The organism is Amycolatopsis rifamycinica, from assembly GCF_000695625.1.
In the GTDB taxonomy this organism is placed as follows: domain Bacteria; phylum Actinomycetota; class Actinomycetes; order Mycobacteriales; family Pseudonocardiaceae; genus Amycolatopsis; species Amycolatopsis rifamycinica.
Genome location: NZ_JMQI01000024.1, coordinates 1 through 25590, shown reverse-complemented (window position 1 = coordinate 25590; position 25590 = coordinate 1). Strand labels below are relative to the sequence as shown.

Sequence of the window (25590 nt, the reverse complement as noted above, 5' to 3'; positions counted from 1 at the left end):
GGACGGCAAACTCCGGGTTGTTGTCACGCTTTGTGCCGTCGCGAGCACGTCACGCGTGCGTGTGGTTGCTCACCACGGTGCTGATGTCCATCGTGACCACCGCGGCACTGGCGACGCCGAGGGTCAGCCCGGCGAGAATCCCCGCCCGGACACCGATCTTCGTCTTGGCACCGGGCGTGGCGTCGCCGAGCGGGCTGTCCGCCTCCGCGCCGGCGGGGGTCGCGTCGAATTCGCCGGCGTTGGTGTCGTTGCGCATGTTCACTCCCGTGATGAGGTGTTTCGCGGTTATTTCCGGGGACGTTCCGACGGTTCGAGGAGCAGAACCGACGGAACCTGTTCGGCGAAACCGACCCGCAACAACCCGAAACCGATACCCCCGGTTCCGGTCAGCAGACCGGGACTCGCTACTCCGTGCGGAGTACCGCATTGGAGCCCGTGCCCTTCCACTGCGCCCACGAGGCGCGAAGCCGCCCTCCGCAACGCGGAGACCGACGGTTCGTGGCCCTGCCCGGCCAGCACCACGAGCGTTTCCAAGGTGCCGAGTTCGCCGTGGCAGAGCGATTGGTCGGTCGACGGCGGCCGGGCGGCCACCGCGGCCGAGAACGCGTCCGCCGCGCGGGCGGCGGTGCCGGACGGTGGCCCGGCCTGCGCCGGAGCGGCGGCCGCGGCGAGGACCCGCCCGGCCAGGCCCGAGCACCAGCCCAGGTCGCCGTCCGGATCGCCGTCCAGGGGTTCCCCCGCGGTCCGGCCGCCGCGGCCGAGCGCCCAGTCGACGCCGGCCGCGCCCCAGAGGAAGCCGGGGGCGGTGGGGCGCGGGGCCGCGGCGAGCCGCCGGGCGAGCGTGGCGGCCAGCGCGGCCGCTTCGGGCCGCCCGCTTTCCGCGTGCACGGCGTGCATCGCCGCGAGGGCGCCCGCGGTGCCTTCGCCGACGCCGGCGGGCGCGGCCGCGTCGGCGGCGGCCGTCGCGGCGATCGCGGCGGGCAGGCAGGCGGCGAGGGAGCCGTCCCCGAGAAGGGAGGCCAGCCGGGCGAGGGCGTAACAGATCCCGCCGAGGCCGAAGAACCCGCCGGAGCCGACTTCGCGCGCCAGTTCGGGGTGCTCGGCGAGCACCTCGACGAGCACCGGCAGCGTGCGCACGGCCTTCGCGGCCAGTTCGGAGTAGCGGGAAGTGCCGGTCAGCGCGCCCAGCTGGGCCAGGAACAGCGCGGTGCCGCAGTAGCCCTCGGCGAGCCCGGCGCCCATCGGCAGCACCAGCCAGTGCCGTCCGTCGAGCAGTTCCAGGCCGACCCAGTTGGCCCGCACGTCGTCGTGGGCGGCGCGGGCGACGAGGTCGTCGCCGATCGCGGAGGCCAGCGCGAGCAGGTGCTGGCTGTCGGGCACGACGGCGGCGACCGCGCCGGGCAGCGGCGTGCCCGCGCCGTGGCGGACCTCCGGGCGGCGGGTGGCGAGCGTGGCCTCCACGAACCACTCCTGCTCGCGCAGGTCTTCGGCGCACAGCTGCGCGATCTTCGCGCGGGCCTGGGCGAGGCCGCTCGCGGCGAGCAGGCCGGGCAGCACCGCGCCGGTCCCGGTGGTGACGTCGACCGAGCCCGCGGCGGCGGTGAACACCGGCACGTCGCCGTCGCAGAGCTCGGCGATCTCGTGGGGCACGAGCGCGGGCAGGTGGGCCTTCCCGTGGTCTTCGGCGAGCGAGGCGAACGCCTCGGGCCGGGTGGGGCCCGCGGCGAGGTGGGCCGGGTGCGTGGCGTCGGTCAGCAGCGTCGCGTAGACCTGTGTCGGGCGCATCACCAGGCGGATCTCCTCGCCCGCGAACCCGGCCAGTGCACCACCGAGCAGCTCGTTCCGGCGGTCGACCAAGGATTCGTAGGCGGCGCGGAACCCGCTCAGCAGGCTCTGGCGGTACATCCCGGCGTCGATCTCGGCCCCGGCGAGCACCGGGCGGTTCGCGCCGCCGGCGTAGGGGCGCGGGCCGCGGGCCAGGCGCATGTCGTCGGTCCCGGCGCCGGTCCAGTGCGGCACCTCGCCGGGGCTCTGCTCGCCGTTGCCGCCGCCGAACGCCGAGACGTCGAGCGCGCCGTGCTCGCCGAGCAGCAACGTGGGCAGCAGCGCGGTGCGCGCCACCGAGCGGTGCAGCGCGGCGGCGGCGGGGTCGGGCCCGTTGCGGGTCAGTGCGGTGAAGGCGGGGTGGAACAGCGTCTCGACGTCCACCAGCATCGGCTGGTCGCCGCACGCGATGAGGTTCTCGCAGTGCATGTCGGTGGCGTCGAGCGCGTAGAGCAGGGCCAGCAGCGCGCCTTGGCGGCGGTAGAACAGCTCGACGCCGGCCTGGTCGGCGCACGGCCGCGCGGGGACGAACTCGGTCCAGCCGTAGCCGTCGCGGGCCAGCACGCCCACCGGCCGCGGCGCGAGCCCGGGCCGCGCCTGCGCGAACCACCGCAGCAGATCGCCCCACCGCGCGAGCAGCCCCAGCGGCCGCGGCTTGTAGACCAGCTGCCGCCCGTCGGCGAACCCGAGCACGGCGACCGCCCGGCCGCCGGAGTGCACGTCACCCGCCCCGAGGGTCAGCTCGCTCAGGTCGGCGGCGCTGCCCGCCAGCAGCCCGGAGCGCAGGGCGGCCCGGTCCGCGGCGAACCGCCCGAGCAGCTCGGCGACGGCGTCGGTGGTGCGCAGGCAGGTCTGGGCGAGCAGCCGGGCCAGCACCGGGTGGCGGCCCAGGACGTCGGTGAGGCAGCCGCGGCTGCCGAGCAGGCGCAGGAAGTCGACGAAGCGGTCCCGCCCGGTGGCGCCGCGCAGCAGGCCGGCCTTCTTGGCGGAGTGAAGTTCCAGCACGAAGGTGCGGGCCGCGAGGGCGGTGAGCTGCCCGCAGAGCCAGGTTTCGACCCCGGCCCAGACGCGCTCCGCGGCGGGCTCACGCCGGAGCAGCAGCGCCCGGGCGGCGGCGAGGAAGGGAAGCACGGCGTGGCGGAAGACGCGGTGGTCATCGGCATCGACAGGAGCGGGCCAGTCACCTTCGGCGGGCAGGGAAGCCAGCACCCCGTCCGCGAGCACCGCCCAGCCAGGCCGGTCACCCCCGCTCTCGCCGGGAAGGCGAGCGGCGGTCCACCAGGCCGGTGCCTCGGGGGAGGCCTGCTCGGGACGCTCTACTGTCTGGCTCACGCCGAAGAGATTCGCATTCAGGGAGATGCGCGTACATGGGTACTCGCTACCCAGATTGGCGCCCCCTGCTCCGGCCGGCGGCGGGAAAGCCCCCGCCCCCGAACGCCCGCGGTCCCGGACGGGCGGAGTACGGCCAGGTCAGGGCTGTGAACCCCGGCAGGGGCGATCGTGGCGACCACCACGGAGCGGCGCCCGGCCGGGTACGCCCGAGTGGGGGAGGCCCGCAGCCTGTTCGGCTGCGGTTCCGCCGCCGCGGCTGCCGGGCCTCGCGGCTGTTGGAAGCCTGCCGGCGGCGGTCACCTCGGCCCCGCGGTCGCGGGTTTCCCGAGTTCCGCGGCCGCGGCTGCCGGGCCTTGCGGTTGCCGGAAGCCCGCCGCCTGCGGTCACCTCACCCCCGTGATCGCGGGCTTCCCGAGTTCCGCGGCCGCCGGGTCTCGTGGCTACCGGAAGCCCGCCGCTCGCGGTCACCTCGACCCCGCGATCGCCGGTCTCCCGAGCTCCGCCACCGCCCGCCGGCGCACCGACCGCACGGCCACCGTCGTCGCCAGCGCCGCCACGTGACCGCCCGGTGCTGCCAGTGACCGCAGGTGCACCCGCTCGCGCGGCCAGCCCGGCACGTCCGACCGCGCGACCGCGCTCCGCACATCGACCCGCGCCGGGGCCGCGGCGAGCCCGAGCCCCGCCAGTTTCATCGCCGCCTCCTTGCGGGTCCACGCCGTCAGCAGCAAACCGGCCCGCTCCGCCGAGGCCGCCGCCGAGAACTCCCGGTGTTCCGGTGCCGACAGAACCACTCCCGCCAGTCCCGCCGGGTCCGCGGCCGCGGCCGGGTCCTCGATGTCGGCTCCGATCACGCCCGTCTCCGCCGTCGCCAGCAGCAGCCACCGGCCCGTGTGGGATACCGAAAACTCCGGTGCTCCGGGCAGGCGGGGCCGGCCGTGGGCGGGGTCGGCGCAGTGCTCGCAGGACCGGTCGATCACCACCTCCGCGGGCGGCACGCCGAGCACGGCCCCGCCCCACAGGCGCTGCAGCGCGCGGGAGGCCGTGAACACCTCACCCGCCGGGGTCGCGGCCAGCCTGGCCGCGCGGGTGCGCTCCGCGTCGTCGAGCAGCCCGAGCCACTCCGGTCTCGGGTGGATCGGCAGCAGCCAGACGTCGACCCGGCCCGTCATGGCGCCTGCGGCAGCAGCAGGGCCGCGCGCGGCGCGGGCAGCTCGTCCGACGGCGAGCCCAGCTCCGCCAGCAGATGCGCGACGGCCGCCGCCAGCTGGTCGTCCTCGCCCGGCAGGAGGCGGTCCGGGGCCGGCACCACCGCCAGGTCGGGCTCCACGCCGTGGTTCTCCAGCGAACCGCCCGCGTCGCCGAAGCGGTAGCGGAACTCCGGCTGCGTGGTGACCGTCCCGTCCACCAGCCGGTGGCGCGGCCAGGTCGCGATCACCCCGCCCCAGCTGCGCCTGCCGATCAGCGGGCCCAGCCCGAGCGCGCGGAACACGTGGGCGAAGATCTCGCCGTCGGACCCGGTGTGCTCGTTGAGCAGCGTCGCCATCGGCCCGCGCGGCGACTCCGTGGGATACGGCGCCGTCCCGCTCCAGCGGCCGTGCTCGGTGCCGGTGCGGCGGCGGGCGAGCCGGTCGAGCAGCAGCGGCGACACGTGGCCGCCGGTGTTGAACCGGACGTCCACGATCAGGCCGTCGCGGTCGAGCTCGGTGAGGTACCCGCGGACGAAGTCGGCGTACCCGGCGCGGGTCATGTCGGGCACGTGCAGGTAGCCCAGCCGCTCGCCCGACACCGTCCGCACGTACGCGCGGTTGCCTTCGGTCCAGTCCAGGTACCGCGCCCGCGCCTCGCTCGCGCACGCCCGCACGACCACGCGGTGCTCGCGGCCGGCGCGCCGCACGGTCAGCTCCACCTCCCGGTCGGCCTGCCCGACCAGGAGCTCGCCCGGACCCGGCGGGCCGACCCGGCGGCCGTTGACCGCGACCACGGCGTCCCCCGCGCGGATGTCCGCGCCGAGCCGGGCGCACGGTGACCCCGCCTTGGGGTTCCAGGCGTCGCCGCGCAGGATCCGCGCGATCCGCCACTGCGAGCCGTCGGGCGGGGTGTCCCAGTCGACGCCGAGGAAGCCCTGCGCCTCGTCCGGCCCGGCGCGGTACTCGCCGCCGCGCTCGAACGCGTGCGAGGTGCCGAGCTCGCCGTGCAGTTCCCAGATCAGGTCCGACAGCTCCGCTCGGCACGACACCAGCTCCGCGAGCGGCGCGTACCGGTCATACACCGCGTCCCAGTCGAGGCCGGACATCCGCGCGTCCCAATAGCCTTCGCGCTGCAGCCGCCACGCCTCGCGGAACATCTGCCGCCACTCCGCGGACGGGTCGAACGGGACCTTGACCCGCCCGAGGTCGACCCAGCCGGTGGCCGGGCCCGCCTCTTCGCCGTCGGGCGGGTCGCCGGCGGCGCCGGCGCGCAGCACCCGCAGCCGACTGTCGGTGCGGTGCAGCACGACGTCGCCCCGCACCTCCAGCTCGTCGACCGGGCCGAGGCAGTCCGCGGTGACCCGGCCCGTGCCCAGGTCCACCAGCGACACCGTGCCCTCGCCGCCGGCGTCCGGGTGCGCCGGGTCGGGCGCGGCGAGCGGCACCGACAGCAGCAGCACCTTCCCGGGCAGCGCCGCGATGTCGCTGTAGCGGCCTTCGGGCACGGGGAACGCCGCCACCCGCCGGGAAATCCCGTCGAGGTCGACCTCCACCCGGCCGTCGCCGCGCGCGGCGGCCGGCGACTGTCCGGGCACCGCGGCCCGCGTCTCGAACGGCGAGGGATCGCCGTCCCGCAGCGTGACCAGGTATGGCCGCGAGCCGAACGGGAACCCGACGTCGAACTGCACCTGGTCGAGTTCCGGCGTGAGGTCGCGCTGGCCGAGGAAGTACAGGTACCGCCCGGACGGGTCGAACGCCGGGCGCGCGTCCCGCACGACCGGCTCGGTGACCCGGTGGGTGCGCCCGGACGCGGTGTCGGCCAGCTTGATCGACGACGTGCGCGGCGACTCCGGGAACGTGTAGGCCAGCCACCGCCCGTCGGGCGACCACGCGAGGTCCTCGATGCGCTCGTGCCGGCTCGCGTCCAGCAGCCGGGGCCGGGGGAGCACGTCGGTGGTGTCCACGATCCACACGCGCTGGCGGCTGGTCGCGAAGGCGACGAGCCCGGACGTGGGGGAGGCGGTCAGCTCGGTGATGTGCCCGACCCCGCCGGCCACGAGCACCGGGGCGTCCTCGCCGCCCTCGGCGTCCATCAGCACGATCCGCTCGTCCGGGCTTTCGTCGGCGGCCACGGCGACCAGCTGCCGCCCGCCGGCCAGCCAGCGCAGCAGCCGGTAGCGCACGCCGTCGGCACTGCCGTGGCCGCGGACCGGCCCGGACCAGTGCGCGAAGGTGAACGCCTTGCCGCGGGCGGTCACCGCGAGCCGGGTGCCGTCGGGGCTCAGCCGCGCGCCGTCGAGGTACTCGCCCGCCGGGGCGAACCGGCGGCCGCGCTGCGGCGCCGCGCCGCCCAGGTCCACCGCCACCGGCCGCGCGCCGCGGGCGTCGAGCAGGTGCAGCCGGGCGCCCGCGGTGTAGACCAGCCGGGTGCCGTCGGTGGTGAGGCCGCGCGCGTAGTGGTCGTGGTGGTCGGTGTGGCAGCGCAGGTCGGTGCCGTCGGGCCGGCACGAGTAGACGTTGCCGATGCCCTCGTGGTCGCTGATGAAGTGGACGCGGCCGCCCGCCCAGCACGGGTCGGCGACGTTCCCGGGCAGCGCCACGAGCGGCGTGAACGGGCCGGCCTCGTCCGCCGCGTACCACAGTTCGCCGGTGCCGCCGCCGCGGTAGCGCTTCCACCGCGCGGGATCCGCGGTGTTGCGGCCGACGACCACGCCACCGCCGCCGCCGAAGGCGATCGTGTCGGCCGGGCCGAGCCGCAGCGGCCGCGCGGGGCCGCCGGACGAGGCCACCGAGAACAGGCGCGCGCCGAAGCCGGACGGCTGCTCGGCGTCGGTCGCGTAGAGCACCTCGCCGGTCCGCGGGTGCCAGCCGACGGTGACGCAGCGGCCGGCCTGGTGGGTCAGCCGCCGGGGCGCGCCGCCCTCGGCGGGCATGACGTACACCTCGGCCGGGCCGTCGTAGGTGCCGACGAACGCGATTTCCGTGCCGTCCGGGGAAATCCGGGGCCGCCGGGCTTCGCCGGGGCCCGCGGTCAGGCGGTGCGCCCGGCCGCCGGCGGCGGGGACCGACCACAGGTCGTCCTCGCACGCGAAGTAGAGGGTGTCACCGGAGATCGCGGGCGTCCGCAGATATCCGGCCCGCCCGGTCACGTCCGGGCCTCGATGCGCGCGCGGATCCGCTCGGCCAGCTCCCGGCGGCGGCGCTCTTCGGACGCCTGGTGCCGCTGGACGTCCTCGTCGGACAGGGTCCAGTAGCAGGCCGTCCGCCATTCGCCGACGGTGTAGGAATCCCGTTCGCACCGGACCTGGTGCTGGGCTTCGAGGGCTTCGGCGGACAGGAACATGGTGTTGTGCGTGAGCACCTGGTTGACGATGACGCGCATGTTGAGCTCGTCGCGCAGGTGCTTGTGCACCGCGTAGACGGCGAAGGCGCCGAGCCCGCGATCGCGGGGCAGCACGCCGAAGGACAGCTCGCAGCGCTGCGCGCGCCAGTCGATCGAGGTGATCCACGCGAACCCCATGACACGGCCGTGCGGGCCGCACACGGTGAAGATCCGCTTGGTGCGCTGCTCCTCGGTGATGGTGCGCAGCTGCCGGGCGGCCAGGCCGTCGTCGTCCGAGCCGACGGCGAAGTCGGTGAGGTTGGCCGTGAACCGGGCCTCGCGCAGCAGTTCCGTGCGCAGCGGGACGTCCTCTTCGGTGAAGTGCCGGACGGTCACGATCGGCATGGCTCCTCCTTCACCAGGACCAGCACGTCGTGGAACGCGTGGCCGGCGTAGTGGTGGCCGGGCAGGACACCGCCGCGGGCGAACCCGGCTCCGAGGAAGGCGGCGGCGCCGTCCGCCCCGACCAGCGCGACGAACGACGTCCGCCGCTGGTAGGTGGTCAGGTGGCCGAGCAGCGCGCGCACCGGCTCGGGCCCGGCGGACGTGCTGGAGACGTAGACCTGGCGCGGCTGCGCCCGGTTCGGCACGCAGCCGACCAGCGCGCCGCCCGCGGCGTACACCTTGGCTTCGCGGCGGGTGAGCTCACGCACGAGCAGCGCGTCGTTCTGGGTGACCGGGTCGGTGCCGAGGAACCCGCGCGCGGCGTCGCCGGCGCGGCGCAGTCCCCGGACGGCCTCGGCGGGCGAGAGCGGCCTCAGGTCAGTCATGGCGGATCGTCCCCCAGATCTCGCGGGCGGCGGGTGCGCCGTCGAACCAGGTGGCGGCCGGGACGACCGCTTCGCACCGGAACCCGGCCGCGGCCAGCGCGGCCGAGCCGGGCCGGGCGGCCGGGGTGACCCAGCCGTGCAGCCGGCGCAGGTTGAGCCCGGCGAACCCGTGCGTCACGGCGGCGGCCAGCAGTTCGTCTACATCGGACAGTCCGGGGTGGACGCCGATCTCGACGCGGGCCCGCCGGTGCACCCAGTCGATGGCCGTGTAGCGGACGAAGGCGCCGTCGGTGACGCACAGCTCCTCGTCGTCCCCGGTGGGCGGGGGCACCTCGACCGGGCCGGCCAGGGCGGGCCAGTCTTCGAGGGGCAGCCCGAGCAGCTCGCCGGCGAGCCACGGCCCGCTCAGCAAGGGGTGGTCGGTGCCCCGGTATCCGCGCAGTTTCATGACTCCGCCCAGACCTGCGAGAAGAAGACCGTGCCGCGGCGGCGGCCTTCGTGGGTGGTCACGCCGGCGAGCGTGCCTTCTTCGGTGAGCCCGGCCGACCGCGCGAAGGCGAGGCCCGCCGGGTCGAACTCGGGGAACCGGACCGACAGCCGCACCAGCTCGTGCCGCCACCGCAGTGCCCGCACGATCTCGCGGTAGGCCTCGCGCCACCAGTGCGTGGGGGCGTCGGAGCGCAGGCGCAGGTGCAGGACGTAGTGGCAGCCGTGCTCGCTGCCCTCGTGCTCGAGCGCGTAGAGGCCGATGGGGTCGCCGTCGGCGCAGAGCACGCGGGTGTCGTCGCCGAGGAGCCGGTCGATCTCCCCCTCGGCCCGCGTGTCGGGGCGGTCGGTGCGGAAGAAGAAACCGGGGTCGGCGAACAGGGCGAGCACGGCCGCCCGGTCGGTGGCCCCGCAGGCGCGGGCCGACCAGCGCGGCAGCGCACGCTCGGCCGGCGGCGCGACGGGCGCGATCGAGGTCATGGCCCCTCCCGGGCAGTTGGCTGGCGGTGGTGGAACCGGCGGCGGGGCAGCCGCGGGAACGGCACTTTCACGAGAAAGTGCCGCGCCCGCGGTGGCCACACGACGGGCACTTTCCCGGGAAAGTGCCCCAGGCGGGGACGGCGGCGCGGGTGGGGCCGCCGTCTCCGCCGGGAGGTCAGGCCTCCTTGGAAGCGACCTTCGAGGCCTCCTTGGACGCCTCCTTGGCGGCCTCCTTGCTGGCGACCTTCGACGCGACCTTGCTGGCGACCTTCGAGGCTTCCTTCGACATGAGTGCTCCTTGGGTTCTTTTCGGTGGGATTCGCCCCGCGGATCCGGGACCCGGTCCCGGTGGGGCCAACCCAGATTCACCGACGAACCCTTGTGGGTCAAGGAAAACTCCGCACCCCCCGGTGTCATCTTCGTGCCACGGAGAACGTGCCACCGCCAAGGGCTAACCATTTCCGCCGCGCACCGCCCACCATCGGCCTACGACGATTTGGAGGCCCCCGTGGTGAAAAGCGCGAACCTCTGCTGGGGACAGCACCACCACCTGCTGCGGTACCTGCGGGTGCCGGCGCCGTCCCGGCACGAGGCGCACATCGGCACCAGCTACCCGCTGCCCGCGGGCTGCACGGTCGCGGCCGTCCGCGCCGCGCTGACGCACCTGGTGCGCCGGCACGAGGTCCTGCGCACGGTCTACGACCTGACCGGCACCGCGGCCGACGGCCACGCCTGGCCGCGCCAGCTCGTGCAGCCGCCCGCGCCGCAGCCGGTCACCGAGGCGACCACGGAGGACGCCGTGGACGTCATCGCGCGCCTCACCCGTACCCCGTTCGACCTGGCCCGCGAGTGGCCGCTGCGAGCCTGCGTGGTCACCACCGGCGGCCGCCTGGTCCGGCTGCACCTGGTCTTCAACCACCTGGCCTTCGACGACGTCGCCCTCGACCGCCTCGCCGCCGAGCTCGACGAGCTCCTCGCCGCGCGCACCGAGGGCCGGCCGGCGGTGCTGGACCCGGTCGAACACCAGCCGGTGGACCTCGCCCGCTTCGAGGAGAGCCGCACCGAGGCCGACCTCGAACCCTCGCTGGGACACTGGCGCGACATGGTGAAGAAGCTCCCCGCGGACGTCTTCTCGAAGCGCCGCAAGGCATCCGATGCCGCACACAGCGCCTCGCTCACCGTCCCGACGCTGCTTTCGGCCGCCCGGGCGATCGCGGCACGCGAGCACGTGTGGCCCTCGGCCGTGCACCTGGCCGCCTATGCCGTCACGCTCGCCGCGTACACCGGGGAAACGCTGGTCGCGCACCGGATGTACACCAGCCAGCGGGACGCCAGCGGCTTCGGCGGTGCCGTCACGTGCCTGTCCTACCCGACCCCGGTGCTCGCCGACCTCGGCGGCGATCCGCGGTTTTCCACCGTGGTCAAGGAATCCGCCGCCCGCGTGAGCGAAGCGATGACGCACGCACACGTGCCCTACGACCGCGTCTACGAGCTGGTCGCCGAGAAAGGCGTGCGCGTGGTCGCCGAGCTGAACTTCCTCGACAACGCACCGCGGTCCTGCCGCACCAAGCGCGACCGGTACGCGGTCAACGCGGCCCCCGCCGACTGGGCGCACGCCGGTTCGGACAGCTACCTGCGCGTCTACGAATGGGCCGACGGCATCACCCTGGCCCTGCAGGCCCTCGACGCGGTCATGGACGCCGAGGCCGTCGAACAGTTCCTGCGCGGCTACGCGCGGCTCGTCGAGGCCCACCGCGAACCCGGCACCGACCTGCGGGTGAGCGAGGCCGCCGCGCTCATCGGCTTCACCCCGGCGGAACCACCGCGGATCGGAGCCCGAGAACCCGGGCGAACCGGCGCCGCGCCCGCCGAACGCGTGCTCACCGAGGTCGTGGCCGAGGTCAACGGCCTCGAGCACGTCGATCCGGCCCGCAGCTACCTCGGCGCGGGCGGGCGCGTGCTGCGCCTGCCCCGCGTGGTCGAAGCCCTGCACGAGCGCGGCTGGTCGGCCGGGCTCGTCCCGTTCACCACCGTCCGCCCCCTGGCCGCGCTCGCGCACGAACTCGTGCCGGCCCGAGGCTGAGCCGGAGATGGAGGAAACCATGTCCCTGCTCGAAGCACCCCGCCTGGAACGGGTGGCGTCGTTCGTGCCGGAGACGAGCCTGCCGGTCGCGGACCTGGCCGGCCCGCTCGGCCTCGACGCGACGCAGCTGCGCTTCTTCACCCGCTTCCTGGGCCTCGACCGCGTCGCCGTCGCGGACGGCCTCGACCTGGCCGACCTGCTGGCGGGCGCGGGGGAACGCGTGCTGGCCGGAACCGACCGCGACTCGGTCCGGTTCCTGGTCCACGCGCACACCATGCAGCACGTCGCCGTCGCCACGCCCGGCCTCCTCGAGGACGTGCGCACGCGGCTGCGGCTGCACCGGGCGACCGCGTTCAGCCTGTCACACCTCAACTGCGTGGTCGGGATCCACGCCCTGCACGTGGCCCGCTCGCTGCTGGCCACCGCGGCCCCCGGCGACCGCGTGCTCGTGCTGACCGGCGACAAGGTGCTCATGCACGAGGCCCGGCTGATCCGCGACACCACGATCCAGGGCGACGGCGCCGCCGCGGTGCTGCTCGGCCCGGACCCCCGCGGCGACCGCGTCCTCGGGCGCGCGCTGACCGTGCTGGGCGAGTTCTACCGCGGCATCGACTGCGACGAAGCCCTGCAGCTGCGGTACAAGCACGTCTACCCGGACGCGCTCGCCCAGGTCATGCAGGACGCACTGGACGACGCCAGGGTCGGCGCCGCGGACCTCGCCGCCATCCTGCCGCACAACGTCAACAAGCTGTCGTGGAAACGCATCACGGGCGCGCTCGGCGTGCCCCGCGACCGCGTGTTCCTCGACAACGTCGGGAAGTACGCCCACTGCTACAGCTCCGACCCGTTCATCAACCTGGCGGCGGCGCGCGCGGACGGGCGGGTCGATCCGGGGGACCTCGTGCTGCTGGCTTCGGCCGGTCTCGGGGCGACCTTCGCGGCGGCCGTCGTCGAGATCGGAGAAGGGAACCAGGGATGAATTTCGTGGCACGGCTGAAGAAGGACCTCACCGGCGACGCCGGGGCGCGGTTCGTCTTCGTCAACAACTTCGAGGTGGAACGCAGCTGGGCGGTGGGCGAGCCGAAACTGCCCGGCGCCGGCATCTCGTTCGCGGGGGCCACGGTCAACCGCATGGAGGAGATGGGCGCGCTGCTCGCCGGCGAGGGCGACCTGGTGGTGCTCAAGGCACCCATGGACCCCGCGTTCGCCGCCTACCTCGCGCGGATCGGCGCGGCCGACGGCTCGACGCTGATCGCCGAGCACAACGACCCGGACGCGATGGTGACCGAGGACGCGCTGAACTCGCCGGAGCTGCTGGGCCGGCTGCGGGAGCTGGCCGACGGCAACACCTACCTGATGCCGCTGGGCATCTCGGCGTCGGAAGAGGCCCTGGCGAAGGAATCCGGGCTGCCGCTCGCCGGTTCGACCGCGCAGATCTGCAAGGCGGTCAACGGCAAGGTGTTCAGCCGCGGCCTGGTCGACGCCCTCGGCCTGCGCCAGGTGCCCGGCCGGGTGGTGCACACGGTCGGCCAGCTGCGCGAGGCGCTCACCGCGCAGCTGGCGCTGGGCGGCCGGGTCGTGGTCAAGGAGTCCCTCGGCGTTTCCGGCCGCGGCATGGTCGTCGTCGAGGACGAGCGGGGCGCGAACCGGCTGCTGCGCCTGATCGAGCGCCGCGGTGCCGAGGCGCCGGCGAACCTGGTCGTCGAGTCCTGGATCGAGCACGCCCAGGACCTGAACTACCAGTTCGTCGTCTCCCGCACCGGCGGCGTCCGGTTCGAGACGGTCAAGGCGGCCGTGCTGAAGAACGGCGTGCACCAGGGCCACCGGTTCCCGGTGGAACTGCCGCCGGTCGCGGCGCGCGAGCTCGCCGAGGCCGTCGAGAAGATCGGGCGCGCGCTGCACGACGAAGGGTTCTTCGGGATGGTCGGCGTCGACGCGATGCTCGCCGCCGACGGCACGCTCTACCCGTGCCTGGAGATCAACGCCCGGTTCAACATGTCGACCTACCAGAGCCGGATCGCCGAAAAGTTCATCCCCGAGGGCCGCCACGCCATCGCGGCGACCTTCTCGCTGAAGCTGCGGCGCGAACACACCTTCGCCGAGGTCGAAAGCGCGCTCGGCGACCTGTTCTTCACCGGCGCCGGCGACACCGGCGTGCTGGTCAACAACTTCGCGACGCTCAACGCCGCGAACACCGGCGAGGGCTCCTTCCACGGCCGCCTCTACGCGATCTGCGTCGGGGACTCGCCCGAGGAAGCCCTCGCCGTCCGGACCGAGGCCGAGCGCCGTCTCGCCGAAATGGCAGGGGAAACCGCATGACCGGCATCGACTACCCGGACCTGGCCGCGCGCTTCGGCACGCCGCTCTACGTCTACGACGGCGACGTCCTGCACGCCACCATCACCGGCCTGCGCGCGGTGCTGCACCCGGCGATCGAGGTGTTCTACTCCCTCAAGGCGAACCCGAACATCAGCGTGTTCGCCGCCCTGCACCACGGCGGCGCGCGGGCCGAGGTTTCGTCCATCGTGGAGCTGCAGACCGTGCTCAAGGCGGGCGCTCGGCCCGGCGACATCATCTTCCTCGGTCCGGGCAAGAGCCAGGAAGAGCTGCGGGCGTGCCTGGAGACCGGCGTCTACGCGATCGTCTGCGAGTCCTTCGACGAGCTGGACGACATCGAACGGCTCGGCGCCGAGCTCGGGAAGCAGCAGCGGGTGCTGTTGCGGATCAACCCGACCTGCGCGATCAGCGGCTCCCGGCTGACCATGGGCGGCAAGCCCCGCCAGTTCGGCATCGACGAGGCCCAGGTCCTGGCCGCCGGACCGCGGCTGGCGGAGTACCGCCACGCCGACGTCGCCGGCATCCAGGTCTACATGGGCACGCGCATCCTCGACGCCGAAGTCGTCGGCAAGAACACGCGCTACGCCCTCGACCTGGCCGAGCGGGTCGCCGCGGAGACCGGCATCCGCCTGGAAGCCGTCGACATCGGCGGCGGCCTCGGCGTCGCCTACTTCGAGGGCGAGGACGACCTCGAAGCCGCCGACGTCGCCGCCGAGATCAACCCGATGCTGGCGGCGTTCCACCGGGCGCACCCGGGCACCCGGCTGATCATGGAGTCCGGCCGGTTCCTGGCCGGGCGCGCCGGGGTCTACGTGCTCGGCGTCCGGTACGTCAAGGAATCCATGGGGGAGCGGTTCGCCATCGCGGACGGCGGCACCCACCACCACATGGCCGCCGTCGGCATCGGCTCGTTCGTCAAGCGCAACTTCCCGGCCGTGCTGCTCACCCCGCGCGCCGCCGGCGAGGACACCGACGACACCGTCGAGCCCGGCCCGTGGACCGTCACCGGCCCGCTGTGCACGCCCAACGACACCCTGCTCAAGCAGGTGAAACTGCCCGACCTGCGTCCCGGTGACCTGGTCGGCGTCCTGAACTCCGGCGCCTACGGGCCGTCGGCCTCGCCCGGGCTGTTCCTCAGCCACGGGTTCCCCGCCGAGGTGCTCGTGCGCGGGGGCGAGGCCTTCCTGGTCCGCGACCGCGACGAGCCCGCAGACCTGCTGCGCAAGCAGCACCTGTTCCAGCCCGACACCGACAGCATGGGAAGTGAGCCGAGATGAACCGCACCGAGATCGTCGCCCACCTGGAGATCGCCCTGTCCGCCGTGCTCAACAAGGAGATCGGCGGCGTCACCCCGGAGCTGCGCCTGTTCGAAGACCTGGCGCTCGACTCCACCAGCGTCATCGAGCTGCTGATGAGCCTCGAGGACACCATCGGCCTCGAGATCGACCCGGACGAGCTGGGCCCGGAGGTCTTCCGCACGGTCGGCAGCCTGACCGACTACATCGAGTCGGCCTTCGCCAGGGCCGCCGCGGCGGTCTGAGCCATGTCCCTCCAAACCCTCGCGCCCCCGGGGCGGGCCGCGGGACCCCCGCGCCCGGCCGGGGTGCACCTGACCGGCGTCACGCACCGGGTGTTCCCCGAGCGCGTCAAGCCGGTGTTCGGGATGCGTCCCGAGCTGGCCCGGCTCATGGTCGAAACCTTCGGTGCCGCGGCCGATCAGGAGGACTTCCTGGCCCGCACCGGCAACGGGTTCATCGAGATGACCGAGGCCCTCCTGGCGGACGCGGGCACCCCGCTGCCGCCGCTGGACGCGGTGGTGCTCGCCTACCACGCACCCGACCTGTACCACTCGGAAGTCGCCGGCTGCTACCTCGCCGGACGGCTGCCCGGGAACCCGGAACCGTGCTCGGTCGCCGGGCCGGGGCCGGGTGCGGCGTTCACCGCGCTGCGCCTGCTGGACGGCCTGTGCCGGATCGGCGAGGCGGCCTCGGCGGCGCTGCTGGTGTACGACCAGAACGCCGTGCTGTGGGACAGCGGCCACCCGGCCACGCACCGGCCCGACGCCGCGGTCCTGCTGCAGGCCGGCGCCACCGGCGACGTCGCCGTCACCGAGCTGGAGGAGGTGCGGCTCGGCGGGACCGGGCCGCACACCGCCACCCTCGCCCTGGCCGACGTGCTCTACCGGCACCCGGGCGTCCGGGTACTGGCCGGCGCGGGCCTCACCCAGCGGCTCGCGGGCACGCCCTACGCCGGGCGGGTCGAGGCGGTGCCGGATCTGTGGTGCACCGGCGTGTGGGCGGGGCTCGCCCGCCTGTGGCCGCTGGAGGAGCCGGTGCTGCTGGCCGACTTCGAGCCCGCGGGCGGCACGTTCTGCAGCTGCCTGCTCGTGCCGGGGAGGGAGCACTGATGGGCCTGTTCGGTTTCGAGCCGGTGCGGCCGGTGGCCTTCGCGCCGGTGGCCTTCGCGCCGGTGGGTGGCACCTTCCGCAGCTGCCCCACCGCCTTCCGGCCGGCCTCCGCCCGTGATCCGAGGGTCGACACGCGTGATCGGGAAGCCGACACGCGTGATCAGCGGGTCGACACGCGCGAGCTGGGGAGGGAGCGCTGATGGACACGGGGCTGTCCCGGGTCGCCGTGCGGCTGCCCGGCCGGGTCGAGGCCGTCGACGACGTGCTCGTGCGGTCGGGCGCCAAACCGCTGGAGCGGCGGATGTTCGGCCGCATCTACGGCCTGCGCGACAGCCCGGTGCTCGCGCCGGGCGAGCGGATGGCGGACCACCTGGCCGAGGCCGGGCGGTCCGCGCTCGGCGGCGGGCCCGCGAGCCTCGTGCTCTACGGCCACACGCTGCTCATCGCCGAGCTCGACCTGTGCGGGGAGTTCCCGGACCGGCTGCGCGACGCGCTCGGCCTGCCGGGCGTCCCGTTCTTCGGGGTGTCGCACGTCAACTGCACGTCGGTGCTGCGCTCGGTCGAGCTCGCCCGGCGCTACCTGGCCCGGCCCGGCGCGGCGCCGGACGACCGCGTGCTCGTCCTCGGCGGCGACCAGGGCAGCGCGAGCGACCGCGGCCGCTACATCCCGGGCACGACCGTCGCGGGCGACACCGCGGCGGCGCTCGTGGTGTCCCGCGGGCGCTCGCGCTACCGCTACCTCGGTGGCGCGAGCGCCCGCGACACGCGGTTCCACCGCAGCCTGCGGATGACCAAGGAGGAGTTCGCGCTCTTCGGCAAGGTCTGCTGCGAGCAGGCGGTGGCGGTCGTGGGCGCCGCGGCCCGGGACGCCGGCCTGACGCTGCCCGAGGTGGACTGGGTGCTGCCGGACCTGTCCAACCGCATGTTCTGGCGCACCTTCAGCGGGCTGTCCGGGGTCCCGATGGACCGGATCCCGCTGGAGCTGGTCGCCGAGCGCGGGCACAACTTCGGGATCGACTCCCTGCTCGCCCTGCAGCACGCCGACGCGGCCGGCCGGTTGCGTCCCGGGCAGCGCTGCGCCCTGGTCTCCGTGGGCCAGGGCGCCTACTTCCAGTCGGTGATCGTCGAGGTCGTGGAGGAGAAGTGACCACCAGCCTGCTCGAATGCGAGCGAACCGCGCGCAGCGACGGCCTCGCCGCCGGTCTCGCGCGGGCCCTGCCCGCCACCCCGGCCGACCGGCTGGCCCCCGGCCGGTACGCGGCCGTGCCCGCCGCCACCGTGCCCGAAGGCGCCGAAGTGCGCACGCACAGCCTGGCCGATCGCGAGGACATCGTCTTCCTCGCCTGCTCGGGCCGTCCACGCGAAGAGCGTGACGCCCTCGAGCTGGCCGACTTCGGCCGGCACCTCGCCGCGGTCCGGCTGGGGGTGCTGCGCTCGGTGCTCGACCACGTCGTCGAGCACCTGTCGCAGCGCACCTCCGGCGACGAACCGCTGATTCGCAAGCAGCTGATCGTCGGCGCGATCGGCGACGTGATGGCCGCGGTGGAACGGCTGCGCGCCCAGGTGCGCTCGCAGCGGCACCCGGCCGCCGTGGCCGACGTCCACCGCGAGCTGGACGAGCTGGGCTGGCGGGTCGCCCAGCACCTCGGCGCCTCGGGCTTCCTGGCCACCTCACCCGCGCGGTCGCTCTACGTCTCGGCTCTGGTGGCCGGCACCTGGGTGGACCGGGAACCCGAAGGAGAACCGGCATGATCGAGCTGAGCGAACGCGTCCGCGCGGTCCGCGACCTGAGCCGGGAGGCGGCCGTGGACCTGCGGTCGCGGGCCCTGGCCATCGACACCGACCCGGACGCGATGGACGAGCACTACGGCTCGCCCGTTTTCGAAATGGTCCGGCAGGCCGACACCCCGCCGCAGTACCGCGAGTCGCTGCCGTCGACGCCGCTGCTGCGGGCGATGGAACGCGGCTCGTGCCTGGAGAACGTGGCCGGGCTGATCGAGCTGGCCCGCGGGGACGTCGGGGCGATCCTGGCCTGCCCGTCACCCGGCCTGGCCGGGGTGTTCGTGGAGCTGCTCGGCACCCCCGAGCAGCAGGAGTGGTTCTTCACCCGGATGCACGGCGGCCGCCGCTGGTCGTTCTTCGCGATGACCGAGGAGAGCCGCGGCAACGACGCGACCGCGATGGAGACCCGCTTCGACCGCGACGGCGAGGGCTGGCGGCTCACCGGCGGCAAGTGCTACGTCGGCAACGCCGCCCGCGGCAGCGTCGGCGTGGTGTTCGGCCGCACCGGCCGCGGCGCGCTGTCGATCCGCGCGGCACTGGTCGAGGTCCCGGCACCCGGCTGGCACGGCGAGAAGCTCGACATGATCGGCCTGCGCGGCGCCTACATCAGCCGGCTGTCCTTCGCGGACGTCGCCATCCCCGCCGGGCGGATGCTGGGCGACCACCTGCCGGTGACGCGGCGCGGGATCTTCGCCGCCATCACGACGTTCAACCACATGCGGGTGCGGATCGCCGCGTCCGCCGTCGGCACCGCGCTGGCGATGGTCGAGTACGTGCTGGAGCACCGCAAGAACGCCCCGGGCGGCCAGCTCGCGCTGGCGCGCGCCGAAGCGGGCCGGGAGCTGGTGTACGAGGCGGCGGCGCGGATCGACCGCGACCCCGAGCGCGGCTACCTCTCCAGTGCCGCGAAGCTCGGCGCGGTCGGCCTGGCGGTGGGGACGGCGCACTGGGCGTCGGCCGCGCTCGGCCCGGCCGGCCTCATCGAGCACCCGCTGCTGGAGAAGTGGACGCGGGACGTCCACGCCTTCGAGTTCATGGAGGGCACGAGCAACATCCACCGCCTGCACGTGGCGCGCGGGTACCAGGCGGGAGACGCCGATGCCTGACCTCGGGATCGACACGATCGCGTTCGCCGCCGCGCGGCGCGAGGAGTACGTGCCGTTGTCGGCGCTGCCCGGCGCCGCCGACCTGGTGCCGCCGGAGCGGCTGGCCGCCGCCGGGATTCCGTTGTCCCGCCTGATGGTGCGGATTCCCGAGGACGACGACGTCGACGTCGCGGCGCAGGTGCTGGCCGCCCTCGGGCCGCCCGCGGTGCCGCAGCCGCTGTTCTTCGTGCGCTCGGGCCCGCTGCGCGACCCGAACGTGGCCGCGCTGGCCGGGCTGGTGCAGCGCAGCGGCTGGGCGGGTGAGGACGTCGGCCTCTCGCACCTCGACGAGCTCGGCGGCACGGCCGTCTTCGGGCTGCTGGAGTGGGCGGTCGAGACGGAAGCGACGGCGGTCGTCTGCGACGAGCCGCTGTTCGCCGACGCGGCCTGCGGCGACCCGCGGTTCGCCGCGGTCGGCGTCCGGCTGCGGCGCGGTCGGTCCCCCTTGGCGGTTTCCGGTTGCGGGGAAGGAAAGCCCGCGCTGACGGCCGGCCACCGGTTCACCGGCCGCGGCCCGTGCGACGCGTGGCTGGCGTTCTGCGCGGCGCTGGCCGAAGGCGTGGTCGCCGACGGCGACCGGGTGCTGCTGCACACGCGCGGGCCGCTGCGTGAGGGCTGGCTGTCCCTGCTCGCCCTGGACGTCGCCGCGCTGCGGCTGGTGCCCGCCGCGACGGCGAGTTTGCTCGGGGGGCGGAGTGGATGAGAATCGGCGTGGACCTGATGTCGATCCCGCGGTTCGCGGAGGTCGCGGCGCACCCCCGGTACCGGACGCTGGTCTTCACCCCGGTGGAGCTGGAGCAGGCCGCCCGGATGGGTGCCGAACGGTCCCTGGAACGGCTGGCCGGGCGGTTTTCCGTCAAGGAGGCCACCTGCAAGATGCTGGGTCGTGGCTTCGGCCAGGGCCTGCGCTGGCGTGACATCGAGGTGACCAACGACGACTGGGGAGCGCCGTTGGTGACCCTCGGCGGCGGCGCGGCGGAGATCGCGGACGAGGCGGGCCTGGAGGAGATCGTGGTGACGCTGAGCCACCAGGCCGACCTGGTGGTCGCGGTCGCGGCGGCGGGGTGCGCCCGCCCGCCGCGCCCGTTCCGCCGCGCGGCCACGCCTTCTCTCGCCGCGCCGGTCCCGGCCCGGTTCGACGAACTGGCGGCCCTGGCCGCCGACCTGTTCTCGGTCCCCGCCGGCGAGGTGGCCACCGCGGCGTCGTTCGCGGGCGATCTGGGGGTCACGTCGGTGGTGGTGATCGAGCTGCTCGCCCGGATCGAGCACCGGTACGGCATCCGCATCCCGGAGGCCGGGATCTACCGGATGACCGATCTGCGGCACACCTACGGTGTGGTCGCCGAGGCGGCCGGCTGGTAGGGCGGGCAGAGAGAAGGGGCCTTCCGCAAGCGGAAGGCCCCTTCTCGTGTCCGGGTGCGCCACCGGCTCTGCCCAGCCGAGCTACAAGCGCCCCGATGTGGCGTCGATGGCGTCTGACGCATCGAACGCCACATCGGGGCGCATCGGCGCCGGCGCGTCAGGCGAGGGTGAAGCGTGCAGCTGCTTGGACTCCGGCCTGGAAGCGCGACACCGCGTCGAGGTTCTGCAGCATCGCGGCGATGTGCCGGCGGCAGGTCCGCACCGACATGCCCAGCCGGCGCGCCACGACCTCGTCCGTCAGCCCCTGGGCCATCAGCCGCGCGATCGTCTGCTGCAGGTCGTGCGCGATCTCGCCGCTGTACCCCTGGTCCTCGGCCGCGAACGGGGTCGCGCCGTCCCACAGCTGGTCGAACAGGCCCAGCAGGAACCGCACCATGCCCTGGTCGCGTACGCGGCGGGCCGACAGCTCGGCGACGTCCAGCGTCACCGCCAGGGAACGGTCGAAGACCACCGCCGCCTCGGGGACCCGGCTCAGCGTGCGGATGCAGGCTCCGCGGCCGGCCAGCTGCGTCAACCGCGCCCGGGCCGCGTACCCCGCCCGGCTGCGGTGCGGGCACACCACCCGGACCCCGACGCCGTCGCCCAGCACCGAATAGCACGCGTCGAGCAGCTCGTCGACCAGGTCGTCGGCCGCCTCACCCGGGTGCAGGACCACCAGCTCGTCGCGGCAGACCTCGGCCGCCAGCTTGATCAGGCCGCGGATCTCGGCGATCCCCTCCAGGCGGTCGACCGCGCCCGCCTCGCCCGCGGGGGCCCGGGTGATGCCGTCGATGCGCTCGCGCAGGCGGTCGGCCTGCTCGCGGCGCTCGTACATCGCGCGTTCCAGCGGCGTCACGACCAGTTCCGCGGCGGCCGACGGCTCGCGGGGGACCAGGCCGCCGTCCGCGGCCGCGCGCAGCAGGTGCAGCTCGACCAGCCGCGCGGCGGCCGCCTGCACCGTGTCGGCGGGCAGGCCGAGGTGCGCCGCGGCGGTGGCCACGGACGAGATCCGGCCGCAGCGCGCCGCATAGCGGTACAACTCGGCTTCGGGGTCGGGCTCGGGCATGGAGAACGCCCCGGGCGGCGGGAGAGTGGCCGTCGACATCGTGCCTCCAAGGCGGGGTCGGTTTGCTGCGTCCACCGTCGCAGCCGGGCTTCTCGGGCCGCCATCACGCCGCTCTCGCCCGGCGGTGGCGGGATGAGAGCGGCGTGATGGCCCGGTGAGGCCGGCCGGTGGTGTCCTCGGGAGGACACGGTTGACCGCCGAACGCGAAACAGGGTGACGCCATGCCTGACACACTCCCCATTCCGCCCGGGTTCCTCGAGATCCTGATCGCACACCTGCCCTACGCCCTCGGCGACCGGATCGCCGAAGACGACGACCTGGCCGCGCTCGGGCTCGACTCGATGGGTGTCGTGCAGCTCGTCACCGACCTGGAGGAAACCTTCGGTTTCGAGCTGCCCGACGAGCTGCTCACCGAGGACACCTTCGCCACCGCGGGCAGCCTGTGGGCCGCCGTCGCGGAGTTCGTCGTCCCGGAGCCCGCCGATGTCTGAGGCGGCCGCCCCGGTGCGGCTCGACGGGCTGCTCGCCCGCGGCGCGGCCGGCGATCCGGCCCTCACCCACAAGGACCGCACGCTGACCTACGCCGAGCTCGCCGACGCCGTCGCGCGCGTGGCCCACGGCCTGCACCGGCTCGGCGTCCGCCGCGGCGACCGCGTGGCGGTGTACGCGGAGAAGCGGCTCGAGACCGTCGTCGCGCTGTTCGCCGCCGCGGCCGCCGGTGCGGTCCTGGTGCCGCTGAACCCGCTGTTCAAGGCCCGGCACATCGCGCACGTCGCCACCGACTGCACGCCGAAGGTGGTGTTCACGACCGCCGAGCGGCGGACGACGGTCCGCGAGGCCGTGCCCGCAAGCACCCCGGTCGTGGTGTTCGGCGAGCCCGCGTGGGACGCGCTGACCGCGGTCGAGCCGGTCGCGGTGCCCGGCGCCGGCGCGGTGATCGACCAGGACCCGGCCGCCATCATGTACACCTCCGGCAGCACCGGCGGCCCCAAGGGTGTCATGCTGTCCCACCGCAACCTGCTCGCCGGCGCCGCGAGCGTCGCGCAGTACCTCGGCCACACGCGCGACGACGTCGTGCTCGCCGCGCTGCCGCTGAGTTTCGACGCGGGGTTCAGCCAGCTCACCACCGCGTTCGCCGCCGGTGCGCACGTCGTGCTCGTGAACTACCTGCTGCCCAGGGAAATCGTGCGGCTCTGCGCCCGCCACGGCGTCACCGCGCTCACCTGCGTGCCGCCGTTGTGGCTGCAGCTGGTGACGCAGGAGTGGCCCGCCGAGGCGACCGCCCGGCTGCGGTACTTCGCCAACACCGGCGGCCGGATGCCCCGCGCGACGCTGACGCGGCTGCGCGAGCTCTTCCCGGCGGCGCGGCCGTTTCTGATGTACGGCCTCACGGAGGCGTTCCGCTCCACCTACCTCGACCCGGCCGAGGCGGACCGCCGTCCCGGCTCGATCGGCAAGGCGATCCCCAACGCCGAAGTGCTCGTGCTGCGTCCCGATGGCTCCGCCTGCCTGCCCGGCGAACACGGCGAGCTGGTGCACCGCGGCGCGCTCGTCGCGCTCGGCTACTGGAACGACCCCGGGCGCACGGCCGAGCGCTTCCGCCCGGTGCCCGGCCCGGAAGGCCTGGTACGGCCCGAGATCGCCGTGTGGTCGGGCGACACCGTCTACCGCGACGAGGACGGGTTCCTCTACTTCGTCGGCCGCACCGACGAGATGATCAAGACGTCGGGCTACCGCGTCAGTCCCGCCGAGGTCGAGGAGGCCGCCTACGCGACCGGGCTGGTGGGGGAGGCGGCCGCGTTCGGCGTACCGGATCCGGTGCTGGGCCACCGGATCGTGCTGGCGGTCGCGCCCGAGGGTGAAGCCGAGGCGATTTCCCGGGCGCTGGCCAAGGAACTGCCCGCGTACATGCTGCCGCGGCGGATCGAGGTGCTGCCGAAGCTGCCCCGGTCGGTCAACGGCAAGTTCGACCGCGTCGCGCTGCGAAAGGCGCTGAGCGCGGTGCCCGCCGGCACCGAATGACGGCAGTTTCCTGCCACCGCGGGAGCCCGCCGCTCCCGTCGTCCCCGTGCGACAGTCCGTTTGCCGCGAACCGCAAGGAGCGATCCCCATGTTGCAAGCAATCGACCTCCGGAAACGTTACGACGAAGTGCAGGCCCTCGACGGCTTCAGCCTCGAAGTCGCGGCCGGCGAGATCGTCGGGCTGGTCGGCCACAACGGCGCCGGCAAGACCACCTTCGTCGAGATGGTGTCCGGGCTGCTGCGCCCGGACAGCGGAACGGTGCTCGTCGACGGCGTGTCGCCGACGCGCGCCCGGGACCGCATCGGCATCTCGCCGCAGCACATCGCGCTCTACCGCCCGCTGACCGTGCGCGAGCACCTGGAGCTCTACGGGCGCCTCGCCGGCCTGCGCCGGGCGGCGCTGCGCTCGGCGATCGACGACCTCACGGCCGCGCTGCGGCTGGAGAGCTTCCTGAACCGCACCTGCGGCCTGCTCTCGGGCGGCCAGCAGCGGCGGGCGCAGGCCGCGACGGCGCTGGTGCACCGGCCCGCGCTGCTGCTGCTCGACGAGCCGACCGCCGGTGCCGACCCCGAGACCCGTCAGGCGCTGCTCGACGTGGTCAAGCAACGAGCAGGCGAAGGAGCCGCAGTGGTCTACACCACTCACTACCTGACCGAACTGACCGACCTGCAGGCCACGATCGCGGTGGCCGCCGAAGGCCGGGTGATCGCGCGCGGCGCCGCGGACGAGCTGCTGTCGGGCCTGCCCGGCGAGGTCCGCGTGCGCACCGCCGACGAGCAGCTGACCGTCTCGACCACCGACCCGACGGGCACGCTGCTGGAGCTGCTGCCCACCGTGGCGCGGCCGGTCGAGTCCGTCGAGCTGCGCAACCCCAGCCTGGACGACCTCTACCACTCCCTGGCGGTGACCGATGTCGACGCGCACTGACTCCCTCTACCGGGCCGGCGCCCTCGTCCGCTACAACGCGACCCTGCGCCTGCGCGACCCCTCGCAGCTGATCAGCTACCTGATCACGCCGATGATCTTCATGGTGCTGTTCCAGCCGCTGTACGTGAAGGCACTGGGCACCGGCGCGGTCGAAGCCGTCACCGGGCAGCTGGTGATGTTCTCGGTGTTCGCCATGGCGATCGTCGGCAACGCGATCTTCGTCGAACGCGAGTGGCGCACGTGGGACCGGCTGCGCGCCAGCCGCGCCGCCCGCGCGGAATTGCTGATCGGCAAGGCCGTCCCGGTGTTCGTGGTGCTGCTGATCCAGCAGGCCGTGCTCATCGTGTACGGCTGGCTCGTCGTCGGCATGCCGTTCCCGGTGTCGCCCGGCCTGGTGTTCGGCGCGATGTGCCTGTGGGGCTTCATGCTGCTGGCCATGGGCGCCGCACTGTCCACTGTGGTGCGCAGCCGCGGCGACCTGATCGTCGCGGTCGACCTCGGCGCGATCACGATCAGCTCGCTCGGCGGCTCGCTGCTGCCGGTGTCGCTGATGCCGCCGTGGGCGCAGGCGCTGGCGCCGTTCTCCCCGGGCTACTGGGGGCTGTCGCTCATCCGCGCGGCCATGGCGGGCAACGCCGAAGCGATGCTGCGCCCGGCGCTCATCGTGCTCGGGATCGCCCTCGCCACCGGCGCGTTCGCCACATACCGGCTCGCCCACGGCTGGGGCCGCAGCCACCTGCTCTGATCTTCTCCCGGAGAAAGGATCCTGCCGTGACGGAACCGGCACCCGAATCGGCCGTGGCGCTCGTCGGGATGGCGGGGCGGTTCCCCGGCGCCGCCGACGTCGAGCAGCTGCGCCGCAACCTCGCGGCCGGGATCCCCGGCCTGCGCGAGCTGACCGACGCGGAACTCGCCGACGCGGGCGTGGACCCGGCCACCCCGGGCCACGTCCGCGTCG

The 25590-nt window shown here is 74.3% G+C and carries 26 protein-coding genes; 17 read left to right on the top strand and 9 right to left on the bottom strand.

Going from position 1 to position 25590, the window contains the following annotated elements:
• Positions 1–49 precede the first annotated feature (49 nt).
• The 8 genes from DV20_RS11010 to DV20_RS44815 all read right to left on the bottom strand — a co-directional run bounded on the left by DV20_RS11010 (position 50) and on the right by DV20_RS44815 (position 9461).
• The gene (locus tag DV20_RS11010; RefSeq protein ID WP_152603670.1) at positions 50–256 is read right to left on the bottom strand and encodes a hypothetical protein; all 207 of its coding nucleotides are present in this window, start codon (positions 254–256) and stop codon (positions 50–52) included.
• A gap of 29 nt (positions 257–285) precedes the next feature.
• Positions 286–3156, bottom strand: a complete 2871-nt coding sequence (locus tag DV20_RS11005; RefSeq protein WP_063607790.1) for a type 2 lanthipeptide synthetase LanM family protein — start codon at positions 3154–3156, stop codon at positions 286–288.
• A gap of 464 nt (positions 3157–3620) precedes the next feature.
• Entirely contained in the window at positions 3621–4325 is a 705-nt protein-coding gene (locus DV20_RS11000; RefSeq protein WP_051735889.1) for a 4'-phosphopantetheinyl transferase family protein, read from the bottom strand.
• Entirely contained in the window at positions 4322–7492 is a 3171-nt protein-coding gene (locus DV20_RS10995; protein WP_043779075.1) for a S41 family peptidase, read from the bottom strand. The genes DV20_RS11000 and DV20_RS10995 overlap by 4 nt, the downstream gene beginning before the upstream one ends.
• Positions 7489–8070 carry a GNAT family N-acetyltransferase gene (locus DV20_RS46125; RefSeq protein ID WP_043779073.1) on the bottom strand — a complete coding sequence of 194 codons (582 nt, stop codon included), beginning with the start codon at positions 8068–8070 and terminating at the stop codon, positions 7489–7491. The genes DV20_RS10995 and DV20_RS46125 overlap by 4 nt, the downstream gene beginning before the upstream one ends.
• Positions 8058–8495: a hypothetical protein gene (locus DV20_RS45470; protein ID WP_043779071.1), complete on the bottom strand. Its 438-nt coding sequence runs from the start codon at positions 8493–8495 to the stop codon at positions 8058–8060. The genes DV20_RS46125 and DV20_RS45470 overlap by 13 nt, the downstream gene beginning before the upstream one ends.
• A complete protein-coding gene (locus DV20_RS45465) occupies positions 8488–8943 on the bottom strand; it encodes a GNAT family N-acetyltransferase (protein WP_051735888.1) in 456 nt (151 codons plus the stop codon). Before DV20_RS45465 ends, DV20_RS45470 begins: the two co-directional genes overlap by 8 nt.
• Positions 8940–9461 carry a hypothetical protein gene (locus DV20_RS44815; RefSeq protein ID WP_043779066.1) on the bottom strand — a complete coding sequence of 174 codons (522 nt, stop codon included), beginning with the start codon at positions 9459–9461 and terminating at the stop codon, positions 8940–8942. Before DV20_RS44815 ends, DV20_RS45465 begins: the two co-directional genes overlap by 4 nt.
• Before the next feature lie 508 nt (positions 9462–9969).
• Here DV20_RS44815 and DV20_RS10970 point away from each other — a divergent pair.
• The 12 genes from DV20_RS10970 to acpS are packed head-to-tail and all read left to right on the top strand — an operon-like array spanning position 9970 to position 20577.
• Positions 9970–11544 carry a condensation domain-containing protein gene (locus DV20_RS10970; RefSeq protein ID WP_043779064.1) on the top strand — a complete coding sequence of 525 codons (1575 nt, stop codon included), beginning with the start codon at positions 9970–9972 and terminating at the stop codon, positions 11542–11544.
• Positions 11545–11563: 19 nt separating this feature from the next.
• Positions 11564–12523 (top strand): 3-oxoacyl-[acyl-carrier-protein] synthase III C-terminal domain-containing protein, encoded by a 960-nt coding sequence (locus DV20_RS10965; protein ID WP_043779061.1) that lies wholly within the window; start codon positions 11564–11566, stop codon positions 12521–12523.
• The gene (locus DV20_RS10960) at positions 12520–13863 is read left to right on the top strand and encodes a preATP grasp domain-containing protein (RefSeq protein WP_043779060.1); all 1344 of its coding nucleotides are present in this window, start codon (positions 12520–12522) and stop codon (positions 13861–13863) included. Before DV20_RS10965 ends, DV20_RS10960 begins: the two co-directional genes overlap by 4 nt.
• On the top strand, positions 13860–15158 hold the full coding sequence (locus tag DV20_RS10955) for a type III PLP-dependent enzyme (protein ID WP_043779058.1): 1299 nt from the start codon (positions 13860–13862) through the stop codon (positions 15156–15158). The genes DV20_RS10960 and DV20_RS10955 overlap by 4 nt, the downstream gene beginning before the upstream one ends.
• Positions 15155–15421: an acyl carrier protein gene (locus tag DV20_RS10950; RefSeq protein ID WP_003100549.1), complete on the top strand. Its 267-nt coding sequence runs from the start codon at positions 15155–15157 to the stop codon at positions 15419–15421. Before DV20_RS10955 ends, DV20_RS10950 begins: the two co-directional genes overlap by 4 nt.
• Before the next feature lie 3 nt (positions 15422–15424).
• Positions 15425–16288, top strand: a complete 864-nt coding sequence (locus tag DV20_RS10945; protein WP_063607789.1) for a hypothetical protein — start codon at positions 15425–15427, stop codon at positions 16286–16288.
• On the top strand, positions 16288–16488 hold the full coding sequence (locus DV20_RS44810; protein ID WP_043779056.1) for a hypothetical protein: 201 nt from the start codon (positions 16288–16290) through the stop codon (positions 16486–16488). The genes DV20_RS10945 and DV20_RS44810 overlap by 1 nt, the downstream gene beginning before the upstream one ends.
• Positions 16488–17435 carry a 3-oxoacyl-[acyl-carrier-protein] synthase III C-terminal domain-containing protein gene (locus DV20_RS10935; protein WP_043779051.1) on the top strand — a complete coding sequence of 316 codons (948 nt, stop codon included), beginning with the start codon at positions 16488–16490 and terminating at the stop codon, positions 17433–17435. The genes DV20_RS44810 and DV20_RS10935 overlap by 1 nt, the downstream gene beginning before the upstream one ends.
• Positions 17432–18040 (top strand): acyl-CoA dehydrogenase family protein, encoded by a 609-nt coding sequence (locus DV20_RS10930; RefSeq protein ID WP_051735886.1) that lies wholly within the window; start codon positions 17432–17434, stop codon positions 18038–18040. Before DV20_RS10935 ends, DV20_RS10930 begins: the two co-directional genes overlap by 4 nt.
• Positions 18037–19176, top strand: coding sequence for an acyl-CoA dehydrogenase family protein (locus tag DV20_RS10925; protein WP_043779049.1), 1140 nt, complete (start codon positions 18037–18039; stop codon positions 19174–19176). The genes DV20_RS10930 and DV20_RS10925 overlap by 4 nt, the downstream gene beginning before the upstream one ends.
• Positions 19169–19918 carry a hypothetical protein gene (locus DV20_RS10920; RefSeq protein WP_043779046.1) on the top strand — a complete coding sequence of 250 codons (750 nt, stop codon included), beginning with the start codon at positions 19169–19171 and terminating at the stop codon, positions 19916–19918. The genes DV20_RS10925 and DV20_RS10920 overlap by 8 nt, the downstream gene beginning before the upstream one ends.
• Positions 19915–20577, top strand: coding sequence for a holo-ACP synthase (acpS, locus tag DV20_RS43425; protein ID WP_063607788.1), 663 nt, complete (start codon positions 19915–19917; stop codon positions 20575–20577). Before DV20_RS10920 ends, acpS begins: the two co-directional genes overlap by 4 nt.
• Positions 20578–20734: 157 nt before the next feature.
• Here acpS and DV20_RS10910 read toward each other — a convergent pair whose 3' ends face one another.
• Positions 20735–21721: a LuxR C-terminal-related transcriptional regulator gene (locus tag DV20_RS10910; protein ID WP_051735885.1), complete on the bottom strand. Its 987-nt coding sequence runs from the start codon at positions 21719–21721 to the stop codon at positions 20735–20737.
• Positions 21722–21903: 182 nt separating this feature from the next.
• On the opposite strand from DV20_RS10910, the gene DV20_RS10900 reads away from it, so the two are divergent.
• The 5 genes from DV20_RS10900 to DV20_RS10880 form a co-directional block, all read left to right on the top strand.
• Positions 21904–22173, top strand: coding sequence for a phosphopantetheine-binding protein (locus tag DV20_RS10900; RefSeq protein ID WP_043779039.1), 270 nt, complete (start codon positions 21904–21906; stop codon positions 22171–22173).
• A complete protein-coding gene (locus DV20_RS10895) occupies positions 22166–23704 on the top strand; it encodes an acyl-CoA ligase (AMP-forming), exosortase A system-associated (RefSeq protein WP_043779037.1) in 1539 nt (512 codons plus the stop codon). The genes DV20_RS10900 and DV20_RS10895 overlap by 8 nt, the downstream gene beginning before the upstream one ends.
• A gap of 88 nt (positions 23705–23792) precedes the next feature.
• Positions 23793–24632, top strand: a complete 840-nt coding sequence (locus tag DV20_RS10890; RefSeq protein ID WP_043779035.1) for an ABC transporter ATP-binding protein — start codon at positions 23793–23795, stop codon at positions 24630–24632.
• The gene (locus DV20_RS10885) at positions 24616–25377 is read left to right on the top strand and encodes an ABC transporter permease (protein WP_043779032.1); all 762 of its coding nucleotides are present in this window, start codon (positions 24616–24618) and stop codon (positions 25375–25377) included. Before DV20_RS10890 ends, DV20_RS10885 begins: the two co-directional genes overlap by 17 nt.
• Positions 25378–25403: 26 nt before the next feature.
• Positions 25404–25590: beta-ketoacyl synthase N-terminal-like domain-containing protein (locus DV20_RS10880; RefSeq protein WP_043779029.1), on the top strand; the 187-nt coding region annotated here is incomplete at its 3' end.